Source organism: Pseudoalteromonas sp. KS88 (assembly GCF_004766475.1).
Lineage (GTDB): Bacteria > Pseudomonadota > Gammaproteobacteria > Enterobacterales > Alteromonadaceae > Pseudoalteromonas.
In genome coordinates, this window is sequence record NZ_PYHV01000007.1 from 310,593 (window position 1) to 324,318 (window position 13,726).

At 38.8% G+C, this 13,726-nt stretch carries 11 protein-coding genes; 7 read left to right on the forward strand and 4 right to left on the reverse strand.

Annotated elements, in window-relative coordinates; translation table 11 throughout:
• Nucleotides 1-3 precede the first annotated feature (3 nt).
• From C7Y70_RS04845 to C7Y70_RS04870, 6 genes are all read left to right on the forward strand, one after another.
• Nucleotides 4-1,059: a sugar phosphate isomerase/epimerase family protein gene (locus C7Y70_RS04845; protein WP_135473580.1), complete on the forward strand. Its 1,056-nt coding sequence runs from the start codon at nucleotides 4-6 to the stop codon at nucleotides 1,057-1,059.
• Nucleotides 1,060-1,072: 13 nt separating this feature from the next.
• A complete protein-coding gene (locus C7Y70_RS04850) occupies nucleotides 1,073-2,290 on the forward strand; it encodes an MFS transporter (protein ID WP_135473581.1) in 1,218 nt (405 codons plus the stop codon).
• 35 nt (nucleotides 2,291-2,325) lie between these two features.
• Nucleotides 2,326-3,018, forward strand: coding sequence for a DUF1080 domain-containing protein (locus tag C7Y70_RS04855; protein ID WP_135473582.1), 693 nt, complete (start codon nucleotides 2,326-2,328; stop codon nucleotides 3,016-3,018).
• A gap of 2 nt (nucleotides 3,019-3,020) precedes the next feature.
• Nucleotides 3,021-4,700, forward strand: coding sequence for a GMC family oxidoreductase (locus C7Y70_RS04860; RefSeq protein WP_135473583.1), 1,680 nt, complete (start codon nucleotides 3,021-3,023; stop codon nucleotides 4,698-4,700).
• 1 nt (nucleotide 4,701) lies between these two features.
• Nucleotides 4,702-5,451 (forward strand): gluconate 2-dehydrogenase subunit 3 family protein, encoded by a 750-nt coding sequence (locus tag C7Y70_RS04865; RefSeq protein ID WP_135473584.1) that lies wholly within the window; start codon nucleotides 4,702-4,704, stop codon nucleotides 5,449-5,451.
• Nucleotides 5,452-5,529: 78 nt separating this feature from the next.
• Nucleotides 5,530-6,402 (forward strand): sugar phosphate isomerase/epimerase, encoded by an 873-nt coding sequence (locus tag C7Y70_RS04870; protein ID WP_135473585.1) that lies wholly within the window; start codon nucleotides 5,530-5,532, stop codon nucleotides 6,400-6,402.
• Nucleotides 6,403-6,450: 48 nt separating this feature from the next.
• On the opposite strand, the gene rnd is transcribed toward C7Y70_RS04870, so the two are convergent.
• From rnd to C7Y70_RS04885, 3 genes are all read right to left on the reverse strand, one after another.
• Nucleotides 6,451-7,581 (reverse strand): ribonuclease D, encoded by a 1,131-nt coding sequence (gene rnd / locus C7Y70_RS04875; RefSeq protein ID WP_135473586.1) that lies wholly within the window; start codon nucleotides 7,579-7,581, stop codon nucleotides 6,451-6,453.
• 50 nt (nucleotides 7,582-7,631) lie between these two features.
• Nucleotides 7,632-9,284 carry a long-chain-fatty-acid--CoA ligase FadD gene (gene fadD / locus C7Y70_RS04880; protein ID WP_099293372.1) on the reverse strand — a complete coding sequence of 551 codons (1,653 nt, stop codon included), beginning with the start codon at nucleotides 9,282-9,284 and terminating at the stop codon, nucleotides 7,632-7,634.
• A gap of 120 nt (nucleotides 9,285-9,404) precedes the next feature.
• Nucleotides 9,405-10,256, reverse strand: a complete 852-nt coding sequence (locus tag C7Y70_RS04885; protein ID WP_135473587.1) for an alpha/beta hydrolase — start codon at nucleotides 10,254-10,256, stop codon at nucleotides 9,405-9,407.
• A 100-nt stretch (nucleotides 10,257-10,356) separates the two neighbouring features.
• On the opposite strand from C7Y70_RS04885, the gene C7Y70_RS04890 reads away from it, so the two are divergent.
• A complete protein-coding gene (locus C7Y70_RS04890) occupies nucleotides 10,357-11,646 on the forward strand; it encodes an alkaline phosphatase (RefSeq protein ID WP_135473588.1) in 1,290 nt (429 codons plus the stop codon).
• Here C7Y70_RS04890 and C7Y70_RS04895 read toward each other — a convergent pair.
• Nucleotides 11,643-13,664 carry an EAL domain-containing protein gene (locus C7Y70_RS04895; protein WP_245321360.1) on the reverse strand — a complete coding sequence of 674 codons (2,022 nt, stop codon included), beginning with the start codon at nucleotides 13,662-13,664 and terminating at the stop codon, nucleotides 11,643-11,645. The two genes, C7Y70_RS04890 and C7Y70_RS04895, sit on opposite strands and share 4 nt — an antisense overlap.
• Nucleotides 13,665-13,726 lie beyond the last annotated feature (62 nt).

The window sequence follows — 13,726 nt, forward strand, 5'->3', positions numbered from 1 at the left end:
AGTATGAAAAAAATAAAAGGCCCAGCAATATTTTTAGCGCAATTCATAAGCAATGAAGCGCCATTTAATAATTTTAAAGATATTTGCCGATGGGCGGGAGAGCTTGGATATAAAGCAATTCAACTGCCAACATCAAATACTGAGATATTCGATTTAGAAAAAGCAGCCCAAAGCCAAGAATACTGCGATGAAGTGACTAGCATTGCTAAACAAGCAGGGCTTACAATCAGCGAGTTATCAACCCATTTACAGGGACAGTTAGTTGCTGTGCATCCTGCTTATGATGAAATGTTTGATAATTTTGCACCAGAGCAGTTGCGTGGTAACCCAGAAAAGAGAACTGAATGGGCGATTAAACAATTAATGTTTGCTGCCAAAGCAAGTAAAAATTTAGGACTTAAAAACCACGTAACATTTTCGGGTGCGCTACTTTGGCATACTTTCTATCCTTGGCCGCAACGACCGCAAGGCCTAGTTGAAGAAGGCTTTAACGAACTTGCTAAACGCTGGCTACCGATACTTGATTACTTTGACGAAATGGGCGTAGATGTTTGCTACGAGTTACACCCAGGTGAAGACTTACATGATGGCATTACATTTGAGCGCTTTTTAGCTGCAACAGGCAATCATCCAAGAGTAAATATTCTCTATGATCCGAGCCACCTAGTATTGCAACAGCTGGATTACCTTGCATTTATAGATATTTATCATGAGCGGATCAAAGCTTTTCACGTGAAAGATGCAGAGTTTAATCAAAATGGCCGCAGTGGTGTTTATGGGGGCTACCAAGATTGGCAAGAGCGACCAGGGAGATTTCGCTCGCTCGGTGATGGTCAAATAGATTTTAAATCAATATTCAGCAAATTAACGCAGTATGGGTTTGATGGCTGGGCTGTTTTGGAATGGGAGTGTTGTATTAAAGATTCTGAACAAGGGGCTAAAGAAGGCGCACCGTTTATTGAACAACATTTAATAACGCCTGCAACCAAAGCGTTTGATGATTTTAGTGCAATGAATACCAATCCCCACCGTAATAAACGGATATTGGGTATTAACTAAATAGGACAACACAATGAATAACAATAATAATCACAGCCTCATTTTTCGCTTATGCTGTATCGCATTAATTGTCACCTCAATGACGTTTGCGATTCGTGCTGGTATTTTAGGGCAACTTGGCGAGCAGTTTGGCTTAACGAATACACAACTCGGTTGGGTCAATGCAATGGCCTTTTTGGGTTTTCCGATAGCGACTATGCTCGGTGGTATCATCTATAACGCAATCGGAGCTAAAAAATTAGTAGCACTGGCGTTTGCTTGTCATTTACTCGGCTTGTTACTAACAATATCCGCAGATGGTTTTTGGGCCTTACTTATCTCAACTTTTTTAATTGGTTTTGCAAATGGCTCTGTTGAAGCCGGCTGTAATCCGCTTATTGCGCAAATGTATCCAAATAACAAAACAACGATGTTGAACCGATTCCATGTTTGGTTTCCCGGCGGTATCGTTATAGGCGCATTAGCTTCAAGTGCAATGACAGCATCAGGTTTTAACTGGCAATGGCAAGTCGCTTTGATATTAATTCCTACCGCTATTTATGGCGCGATGATGCTTACAGCGCAATTTCCTAAATTTGATGCACAGCAAAACTCCACCAGCAGTAACGTGAGAAACCTCGTTTCACCTTTGTATATATTTTTAATCATTTGTATGACGATAACTGCGGTAACAGAGTTTGGCACTCAGCAATGGATTGAACAGATATTAGGGTCTTCAGGCGCATCCCCAATGGTCATTTTAGCGCTTATTACTGGCCTTATGGCACTGGGTCGTTATTTTGCAGGTCCAATTGTTCATCGCTTTAGTCCATCTGGCGTGCTTCTAGGCTCAGCGGTATTTTCAACAATCGGCATTTTTTTAATGAGCCAAGCTCAAGGAAGTGCAATTTATTTTGCCGCAGCGCTATTCGCCATTGGTGTCACGTATTTTTGGCCGACCATGATTGGCTGTGTTGCCGAATATACACCAAAAACTGGTGCATTAGGGATGTCATTAATTGGCGGGGCTGGCATGTTTGCAATGAGTCTGTGGAATCCAGTGATAGGTTATTGGATAGATGATGCCAAACAACATGCACAAGCGAGCAATATCTCAGTAGAACAAATTGAAATCGTTGCTGGGCAAGCTGTTTTAGAGAACCTATTAATCTTTCCAATTGTACTGATTGTTGTATTTTTTGGTTTTCACCTGTTTATAACAAAACAAAAAAATGTAAAGAAATGCGTTTAATAGCAATAAATAGCACACAATATAAGGGGCAACATATGCTTAAATCAATTTCGATTATGTCACTTGCACTGCTTTTCAGTAGCACTGTAATTGCACAGACTCAAGATAATAAATTAACAAAAGAAGAACGCGCCACAGGCTGGCAATTACTATTCAATGGCAAAGATATGTCTCATTGGCGTAACTTTAAAAGTGATGAACTTAGCTCAAAATGGAAAATAGATGATGGCGCAATGCTGCTTACTAAAGGTGGTGGTGACATTTTAACAAAAAAAATCTATAAGAATTTTGACCTAAAACTTGATTGGAAAATTAGTGAAGTGGGTAATAGCGGCATATTTGTTCTTGCTGATGAGCTAGGTAGTTATATTTACTCTCACGCCCCAGAAATTCAAATTATTGATAATGAACGCCATGCGGATACCGAAATAGATTCGCATTTAGCGGGGTCAATTTATGATTTACTTTCAGCACCGACTGCTGCACATAAACCAGCAATGCAATGGAATACTGTACGAATAAAAATGCTCGATAATCATCTGCAAGTTTGGCAGAACGGCGTGAGTACCGTCAGTATGGTTATAGGCAGCAGCCCTTGGAACACATTAGTAAAAAACAGTAAATTTGCTACATGGTCTAACTTTGCAACCTCAAAACAAGGCCATATAGGCCTGCAAGATCATGGTGACAAAGTCTGGTTCAAAAATATAAAAATTAAGGAGCTATAACGATGAAAAAATTCAATCATAAAGTACTCGTTGTTGGCTCAGGTGCCGGCGGTGCAATGGCCGCGTATACATTAACTAAGTTAGGCCACAAAGTATTGTTACTTGAAGCAGGTCGTGATTACGACCCAAAAACGGAAAGCCCGATGTTTCGTCGTAACAGTGAAGCCCCGTTAATGGGCGCTGGTAATAAAGATAAAAACTTTGGCTTTTATGACGCAACCGTTGATGGCGGCTGGCAAGTACCTGATGAACCCTATACAAATGCCAAAGGGACTGACTTTTATTGGTGGCGCGCACGCATGCTTGGTGGCCGAACAAACCACTGGGGCCGTTATTCGTTGCGTTTTAGTGAGCACGATTTTAAAGGAAAAAGCCAAGACGGAAACGGTGCAGATTGGCCGTTTAGCTACGAAGATATAGCACCATGGTATGACAAAACTGAAGAGTTAGTGGGTATTTGTGGTACAAACACAGGTCTTGATGATATGCCGCCATCAGCACCTGGTGTATTGCAGCCACCACCAACCCCCAGAATTCCTGAGTTATTGATTGCAGCATCAGCGAAAAAGCTTGGGATCCCAGCAGTCCCCATGCATAGAGCAGTATTAACGCGTCCTAAAGATGACCGCTTGGCGTGTTTTTATGCAACACCTTGTGGCTCTGGGTGTTCTATTGGCGCTGCATTTCAAACAACCACGTCTCTACTACCAATGGCTAAAGCAACTGGTAACTTAGAAATTATAACGGATGCTATGGTTAAGTCTGTTGCAGTGAATGATGATGGTAAAGTGACTGGTGTAACTTATGTTGATAAAAAGTCAGTGACTGAACAATCACTAAATGCTGATATTGTTATACTTGCTGCAAGTGCCTGCGAATCAGCGCGTATTCTACTGAACTCAAAACACAAAAAGCACCCTAAAGGTCTTGCTAACTCGAGTGGTCAAATCGGTAAAAATTTGATGGACTCAACGGGTGCGTGGTTAGGTGCTCAAATCCCAGCTTTAAAAGGTCGACCTCGTTATAATGAAGACGGCCATACAGGAAACCATTTATTTATTCCTTGGTGGGGCCATAAAGCTCAAGCAAAAGGTGAACTTGATTTTCCTAGAGGATATCACTTTGAAATAAGCAGTGGTTTCAACCAGCCAGGTTCAGGTGTTTCAGGCGATAAACGGGGTCTTGGTGTAGAGCTTAAACAGCAAGTACGTGATGCTTATGGTTCATATGTAGGACTAGCACTGCGCGGTGAAATGCTACCAAACGATGACTCTTACATGGAAATTGATGAAAATACTAAAGATAAATGGGGTATTCCAGTTTCTAAATTTCATTTTAAATGGTCTGATAGAGAGCTCAAACAGATTGAGCATGGTTTAAAAACAGCAAAGCAAATCCTTGAAAACATGGGTGCTAAGGTTGGTAAATTACCCCCTGCTGAAAAAGCAATTTCAAAAGGAGGTGAAATAATTCACGAAGTGGGCACAACCCGTATGGGCAGCTCACCTAAAGAGTCGGTCACTAATCAATGGGGTCAAACTTGGGATTGTGAAAATTTATTTGTAATGGACGCAGGAACTTTTGCTTCTAACCCACACAAAAACTGTACGCTAACAATTATGACTTTAGCCATGCGCAACTCAACTTGGATCTCCAAACAAATAGAACAAGGAGTACTTTGATATGCATAATGATGATCGTGTTGACTCTTACAAATATATTTCCGGAATGACACGCCGAGAATCCCTTAAATGGCTTGGATTACTAGCTGCGGGCTCAGCAGTGTCGCTCTCAGCTGGTTGCAGTAAAGCGCTTGAAGAAACGATTAGTACAAAAGGCCATTGGCCTACTCTAGATATAAAGCCCATCACTGCGAAAGGCTATGGCACTGATCCTAATTTAGTTATACCACCTGAATCACCTTGGCCGCTTACATTAACGCAAGAACAACTATCACTAGTGGCTGTTTTAGCGAATTATATTGTACCTAGAGAAGGTGATAACCCAAGTGCAACCGAGGTAAATGTTCCTAGTGTTATCGATGAGTGGGTCAGCTCACCCTATAACGGCCAACAAAAAGATCGCGTTACTATTTTACATGGCCTCGCTTGGATTGATGATGAATCGGTTATGCGATTTAAAACAAAGTTTGTTGCGCTAAGCCGTGAAAAACAAACAGCAATATTGAATGATATTGCGTATTTCGATGACACTACGCCAGAGCAGTTTCAGCGAATTGGCAATGCTTTTTTACGTTTAAAGAATCTGGTTCTTGGTGCCTATTTTTGCTCACCACAAGGATGTAAAGACATTGGTTACTTAGGTAATGTACCTATTACAGGTGATTATCCAGGTCCTTCAGCTGAAGCAAAGCAACACTTAGATAGCGTGTTAAATGAACTTGGTCTAAGCCAATATGCTTATACCGACTAATTTGTAATCTGAGTCCTCTTTTTTCTTAGCCCAGTCCAAGCAGGGATTTATTCCCTGCTTATATTTAGGTGTAATCTTATGTTTAAATCCTCTCATTCCTTCTTAATTAATTCTATTGTGTGTAGTTTGCTCCTGCTTGTGATGTTCCCTTTCACAAGTAACGCAAGTACGTTCGAGTCAGCTAAGGTAAGCGTGCAATTGTGGTCAGTTAAGGATGATTTAAAAGCTGATTTTAATGCAACCGTCACAGCACTTGCGGATATGGGCTTTGAAGGACTTGAGTTTGCTGGTGACTTTGGCCCCTATGCAGATAACCCAGGAGCATTAAAAAACAAACTAAATGATTTAAACTTAGTTGCCAGTAGTGCACATATAGGTTTTGATAAACTTTCAAACACCCAATTAATGGAGGCTTTATTATTTTATAAGACACTTGGCGTAACTAATTTGTTCGTGCCGTGGGATGAGCGAGCATGGGATCCTACAGGTATAATGCCATTAGTAAAACAACTAAAAGAACTTAATGAGATTGCACAAAAATATGATATGTATATTGGTTTTCATAATCACAACAAAGAGTTTGAACAATTTAATAATGAAACTTATTGGGATGCATTAGCCAGCAATACACCTAATGAATTGCCACTGCAACTTGATATAGGTTGGCTACATTATGCAGGTAAAGAACCTGTTTATTTTATAAAAAAATACGCGGGCAGAACCTATGCAGCTCATTTAAAAGTACGCACCCACAAAGATGACGGCTTAAACCCTATATTTGGTGAAAACAACTATCCATGGAAAAAAATTATCAATTCTCTTATTACCGATGGAGGCACAAAATGGTTGGTAATAGAACAAGAGGAGTTTCCTGCGGGTATGAGTCCATTGCAAAGCGTTGCTAAATCAAAAGCAAACTTAGATAAAATCTTAAAAGCCATGCAAAACTAAACTGAACTAATGGAACTCGTTTAATGTAAAACGAGTTCCTCAGTCTATTTAAACATCCCATTCCTTGATGGCACCTTTAAGATACTCATAACGCCAAGAATTAAGTAAATCTGGCTTCAAATGGGTTTTACGTTGTTCAGGTGTGAGCTTCCAATTCCAACTAATTAATTGATTAATCTGCTTTTTAGATGCCATGACATCCTCAGGAATGCCCTGCTCTTTTGCAACTTTAGTAATTGTTTGTTTAATGTCTTTTGCCGCTTTTTTATACGTAGGAAAGTCGATTAATCTTTTTAATTGCTCAGGGTAATCAGACACAGGCACTACTTTCGCTTTTTCTATGCATTTTAAAACTTCTACACCTGAGCGATTAACCTCAATATTCTCTACTTCTGGGATATTGCGCAGAGCATTAAGGCTACTTGGCTTACGCTTAGCAATCTCAACAAGGTTATGTTCTTTTAGCACAAAATTTAGTGCAAGATTTTTGCGTATTGCTTTGTTCTTTCGCCACGCAGCAAGCTCTTTTAGAACAACTAGTTCAGAAGGCTTTAACTGCCATGCATTTTTAATATCTTTATACAATAACTCATCTGGAGTTTGATAAGCACGCTTTTGAGCAACCAAGTTACTTTCATTTATCACTAACTCAAAATAATTTGCAGCATTGATTTGCTCAATGATAATGTCAAAACATGGTAATAAATGAAACACATCAGCGGCTGCATAATCAAGCTGACTATTTGTTAGTGGGCGTTGCAACCAGTTAGTTCTTGATTCACTTTTATCAATGTCAATATTAAGTAATGACTTAACCATATGGGCAAACCCCATACAATTTCCATGACCTAGTAATTGCAGTGCAAATTGAGTATCAAATAAAGGGGCTGGAACAAACCCAGCGTATTTTTGAAATACTTCAATGTCTTCTGATGGTGAATGAAGTATTTTTAATACACTTTCATCACGCAAGATTTCCCAAAAATCAAATAATGATAACTCGGATAGAGGATCAATAAGCGCTAAATGCTCACCATCATAGACTTGAATAAGCGCTACTTCAGGGTACAAAGTACGTCTGCGCATAAACTCTGTGTCAATTGCCAGTAACGGTTTGTTGCGAATTTGCTCAACAAACGTGTTTAATTGAATTTGTGTTTGGATCAATTGGTATTGCACTTGTGCTCCTACAATAAAAAAACCGGCAGTTGCCGGTTTTTTTATAGTTGCTAATCTTTTAAAGCTCTTCTGAGTATTTTGCCAACATTTGTTTTTGGCAGCTCATCCTTAAACTCAACGAGTTTTGGAACTTTGTAATTAGTTAAATTATCACGACAGTGCTTTATTATATCTTTTTCAGTTAAAGATGGGTCTTTTTTAACAATAAAAACTTTAACTTGTTCACCACTAACGTCGTGAGGAATACCAATCGCAGCGCATTCAAGTACGCCATCATGCATTGCCACGACTTCTTCTATCTCATTTGGGAAAACATTAAAGCCAGATACGATAATCATATCTTTTTTGCGGTCCACTATGTAGAAAAAGCCTTCATCATCATAGGTCGCAATGTCACCTGTAGCAAACCAGCCATCTTTCAAGCACTCTGCTGTAGCATCAGGACGGTTATAATAACCCAGCATAACTTGAGGACCTTTTACCCACAACTCACCTGGCTCACCTTTAGCTGCTTCTTCACCATTGTCTAAAATAAGCTTTAGCTCAGTACTTGGTGCAGGTAATCCAATAGACCCATTGTAAGAATCTAAATCATAAGGGCTAATTGTTACAAGTGGTGCACATTCGGTTAGGCCATAGCCTTCCATTAGCTTAGAGTGTGTTACTTTTTGCCATTTTTCAGCAACAGGTCGCTGAACAGCCATACCGCCACCTAAAGACATTTTAAGATGACTAAAATCTAAGTCTGAAAAACCCGGTGTATTTAGCAAACCATTAAATAATGTGTTTACACCAGTAATGGCTGTAAATTTATGCTGGCTAAGCTCCTTCACAAAACCAGGCATATCACGCGGGTTGGTGATCAGTAAGTTTAATCCACCATATTTCATAAACGTTAAACAGTTAGCTGTAAGAGCGAAGATATGATAAAGCGGTAAAGCCGTAACAACCACTTCTTTGCCACGCTCCAGTACGTTGTCTAAACACCCTGAAACCTGCTCTAGGTTTCCTACCATATTGCCATGACTTAGCATTGCCCCTTTAGATACACCGGTTGTTCCACCGGTGTACTGCAAGAAAGCTAAGTCATTCAAGTTCACATCTGGTTTGGTATAGCGGCTTTCATCGCCCTTCAAAACCTCTGAAAACTTGATCGGGTTTGGTAAGCTGTAAGCAGGAACCATTTTTTTAATATGCTTCACAACTAAATTTACAATGTGCTTTTTAAGGCCACCTACCATATCGCCCACTTGCGTTACGACAATATGCTTTACATTGGTTTTTGATAGCGATTTTTCCAAGGTATCTGCAAAGTTTGCAAGTATAAAGATTGCCTCAGACTCAGAGTCATTTAACTGATGTTCGAGTTCTCGCACAGTGTAAAGTGGGTTTACGTTAACAACAACACAACCTGCACGTAAAATACCCAAAATCGTAACTGGTGTTTGCAATAGGTTCGGCATCATAACCGCGACCTTAGCACCTTTTTTCAACCCTAAATCATTTTGGATATAGGATGCAACACGTTTTGTTGCGCTGTCCATTTCGTTATAACTTAGTGTTTTACCCATATTAGTAAATGCGGGTAAATCTTTATAATCCGAGAAGCTTTTCTCAAACACTTCTAGTAACGAGTTGTAGTGTTCAGGGTCGATAGTTTCAGGCATACCTTTTGGGTAGCGCTTAAGCCAGATCTTTTCCACTCTTAGCTCCTGTTCTATTTATAATTTATTTTTATTAAACCTTAAACTATGTAAGGCACTTTAACAATCGAGCAAATACTCTAATGAGTAAATAATCCCACATTTGGGGCAGATATACAATTAACATGCACCATTTTGCTGCATAAACTCATGAACTTGCACTAAACACCGCTGCGCACTTTGCATATGACAATGATGCCCCCCTTTAACTGAAATTACATTTAAACCTTTGAAATATAATTTATATTTCTCGACATTCTCGCTAACAAAGGAATAACCATCATCACCTATAATGAGTTGACAGGGTACATTTATTTTACTTATAACAGCTATACATTGCTGTTCATCAAATCTAAAACCTGAGTGATTTTTAAGCTTAGGATCCGTTGTTAACATAACCCCCTGACTTGTCGCTGTCAGATTCCTGTTCATTAAAAGAGCAATAAGTGTATGCGGTAAGTCACTCGACATCGCACGCGCTTTAAATACTTGTTCCTTTGATTTATATACACGTTGCGTTCTGCCTTTAACTTCATAACGCTTTAGAATCGCTTGTCTAAGCTGCTTTACAACATCTTCACTTGGCGTTGTAATAACACCAACCCCTTCTATCATAGTTACTGACTTGACCTTTTCTGCAAAACAACTTGCGAATAATCCAGCAACCATAGCGCCCATAGAATGACCAACCAAATGGACTTGTTCTGCACCAATTTGGTTAATCAAATTATAAACATCGTCAACGTAGTCTACAAAATAGTAATGTGCGTCTTCACTGCGCCAATCCGACAAACCATGTCCTGGAAAATCGATGCAATACCATTTTTCGTTCAAGTTTACGCCTTCAAGCATTGGAATAAAGCTGTGACAATTGTCCAGCCAACCATGCAATGCAATGACGACTTCATCCCCATCGCCAAATGTTAGGCCACGAAGGGCTAATTTGCCACTTTGGATTGAAAAAGGTTGCACTAAGTTACTCCTCTTTAAATTAAGCCAATTCACCGAAAAAGACGTTTATTTATAATACAGTAGGTATACAATAACAACACATAATGGACAGGGTACAAAAATGAAAAAACAATTAAGCCTATTGGCGTTAATGTGTTCAAGCGCAGTTTATGCTGAACAAACTCCAAAAAACATAATATATATGATTGGTGATGGTATGGGCCCTGCTTATACAACAGCATACCGATACTATAAAGATGATCCAACGACCAAAGAAATTGAAAAAACAGTTTTTGATTCAATATTAACCGGGATGGCCCATACTTACCCAGACGACCATACTGTAGTGACAGACAGCGCTGCAAGTGCGACTGCACTGAGCTCTGGTCATAAAAGTTATAATGGAGCTATCGCGGTTGATACAAATAAAAAGCCTGTAAAAACCATGCTAGAAATAGCCAAAGAAAAAGGCATGATCACGGCACTCGTTGCAACGTCACAAATAAATCATGCCACCCCGGCTAGTTTTGCTGCCCACAATGAATCTCGACGTAATTATGATGAAATTGCTAATGACTACATCGATAATAAAATTGCTGGGAAGCTGCCCGTTGACTTAATGCTCGGTGGCGGCACACAATATTTTATTCGTGAGGATCGTGATTTGGTTGCTGAATTTAAAGCGGCCGGTTACCAGTACAGTGACAACTTCAGTGAATTAGCAAATATCAAACAAATACCTGCAATTGGCCTTTATGCTCCATCTGGTATGCCTTTTGCTCTTGATGAAAACCCTAATCGCTTATCTAAAATGACCAATAAAGCCTTAAATTTACTCGATAATACAAAAAGTGACGGTTTTTTTGTAATGATTGAAGGCAGTCAAATTGATTGGTGTGGCCACGCTAACGACATTGCTTGTGCGATGGCAGAAATGGATGATTTTGCGAAATCAATCGAATTAGCTAAAGCTTATATTGATAAGAACCCCGACACATTATTGGTTGTTACAGCTGACCATTCTACCGGAGGCTTAACATTGGGTGCTCATGGTCAGTATAAGTGGGAAACCGAAGTAATAAAAGGTGTTAAAGCAACGGCAGGTAAGCTCACTAAATTACTATTCGACGCTTCAAATCTTCAGCCTGTATGGGAAGAAAATACTAAAATAGCCTTCACCCCTGAGAACAAAGTCAAATTAGAGCAAGCCAAAAAAATGGGAGTAAAGCCATTAAACCTTGCAATAAAAGATATTATTAGCAAAGCAAGCTTTACTGGCTGGACTACTGGCGGCCATACCGCTGTAGATGTTCAAATATTTGCTTATGGCAAAGGAGCGAATGATTTCGCCGGTTCGATGAATAATACAGATATTGCTGATAAACTTATTCACTACATCGACAAAAATTAATTCTTAGGATTTAACAAAGCCATTGCCACATTAAAAGGCAATGCTTTGTTATATAAAAAGCCTTGAGCAGAATGTATCTGGGCTTTTTTAACAACCTCTTCATGCATTTGACTTTCAACTCCTTCAGCAACAACATTAAAGCCTAGCTCTTCGCATATCTTAGCTAAATGTTGGTATAACACGACTGATTTCTTATTATCACCTTCTGGTAATAAACTTCTGTCTAACTTTATGGTGTTAACGTTGAGTCTAGACAAAACAGATAAACAAGAATATCCCGTGCCAAAATCATCCATCGCACATTTTATATGATGTTTATTTAAAAAATTAACAAGCTTAACAGTTGCCTCAAAGTCTTCTATGTAACTAGATTCGAGTATCTCTACTTCAACCTGATTTGGGTATCTAGCAAACGCGTTAACGACACGTTTATAGCCCCCTGCTAACAAGTTTTGTGGCGAAATATTAAAACTAATATTAGGCTTAAAACCTTGAGCTGCAAAATTACTTAAGTCAACTTCAAGTTGATCAATCACAAAATCATCAATAATGTACATCAAATTATGTTGTTCTAAGGTTTCTAAAAACCAAGGTCCAACCACCACACCATCGGCCTGAATCAATCTTAGTAACGCTTCAAAACCAACAATGTCTTGCGTTTTTGGATCTATTTTAGGTTGATAATACAAGGATAGAGCACCTGAATTAAGCGCATCAGTTACAGATTTTAAACTGTATTGTTCTAGTTGATTTAACGAATGCGAACGTGCAAATGATTGCTCTGACTGACCTTCAATGCTTTCTCCTGCACTATAACGTTTAACCAGCATATCCAATGCCTTCCCTGTAATATTATGACGCTTATTGGCTAAAACAAACGGGTAATAAACAATCGCATTTATTAAAATCAAGCCAAGTTGCAGGGCAACCCCGGTCCAACTATGCGTTACCATCCAACCGCTTAAAATAACAGGTGTAAACCATGGAATATGTTCATTTGTATTTAATATCAGTAAACCACTGTCAATCAGCGAATATGAAATTACACCATTTAGAATAGGTGTCAGTAAGAATGGCACTAAAAAAAATGGATTAAAGACTATAGGCAGTGCATAAATCATTACCTCACTGATATTAAAAACGGCAAGGGGCATAGAGATACGGGCTATACTGCGTTCATGCTCTGCATTTTTGATCATAAAACATGCAACAATAAGCCCCCAAAGACACCCTGTTCCGCCTAATAAAACAAAAGTACTAAAAAAATTGTAACTACTTAACCCATTAAATACATCATAGTCTGTGTACGTAACCGGCGTTAAGATATGGTAAGCATTATCGCCATGGATACCCACAAACCATAATAAGTTGGCACTAATCATTTGTAAGCTGAGCTTATCTAATATTGACGGGCTCTGATCTAAATTTATCAAGTAAGCAACGAAGAACTCACCTAAGTTAGTGATAAAAGGAATTAACATTAGTGTGATAATACTTACGAGTAAATAAGGAAATATTAAATTTAAGTGCTTCCTTAAAAATAAGCTTATCGTACTAATACCCACAATTTTTAAGGCGCTAAAAGAAGAAAAGTACTTCAGTAAATAACAACATAAAATAGGCATAAGGATTGAGTACAATACACCTGAACGATTATTTACCAATACATTTTCCATCTGTGCTGTTATATACCCCGTACTAACTGAAAAGCACGTAAGAACTAAAACAGGAGCAGCGATTGTATGCAGTCGTAAGTTTTTTGATAAATAATAACTAAAAGAGATAAGCGTGATCAGTGGTAAAAGGGCCCATATTAGCTGATTAAAATCATTCAAATATTCATGTTCACCACCTTTGTCAGCTAAATTAAACCACTGGTTTAGAAGTGTAATCACAGAAGCGACAATAAAAAATGGAATGAGCGCGATATATCCTTCACGTAAGGACAAAATAACAGTGTTTGATGACACCTTAACTGCGTTTTGATTAAACTGATGAAATACTTTGGAAAACAGCACGATAAATTCTTATTATTTTTTTACTACAATACCTATTTCAGGGAATTTAACAACCTTAAACA

Coding starts and splice junctions, on each gene's coding strand:
- C7Y70_RS04845 (WP_135473580.1), top strand. CDS start 4: ATGAAAAAAATAAAAGGCCCAGCAATATTTTTAGCGCAATTCATAAGC.
- C7Y70_RS04850 (WP_135473581.1), top strand. CDS start 1,073: ATGAATAACAATAATAATCACAGCCTCATTTTTCGCTTATGCTGTATC.
- C7Y70_RS04855 (WP_135473582.1), top strand. CDS start 2,326: ATGCTTAAATCAATTTCGATTATGTCACTTGCACTGCTTTTCAGTAGC.
- C7Y70_RS04860 (WP_135473583.1), top strand. CDS start 3,021: ATGAAAAAATTCAATCATAAAGTACTCGTTGTTGGCTCAGGTGCCGGC.
- C7Y70_RS04865 (WP_135473584.1), top strand. CDS start 4,702: ATGCATAATGATGATCGTGTTGACTCTTACAAATATATTTCCGGAATG.
- C7Y70_RS04870 (WP_135473585.1), top strand. CDS start 5,530: ATGTTTAAATCCTCTCATTCCTTCTTAATTAATTCTATTGTGTGTAGT.
- C7Y70_RS04890 (WP_135473588.1), top strand. CDS start 10,357: ATGAAAAAACAATTAAGCCTATTGGCGTTAATGTGTTCAAGCGCAGTT.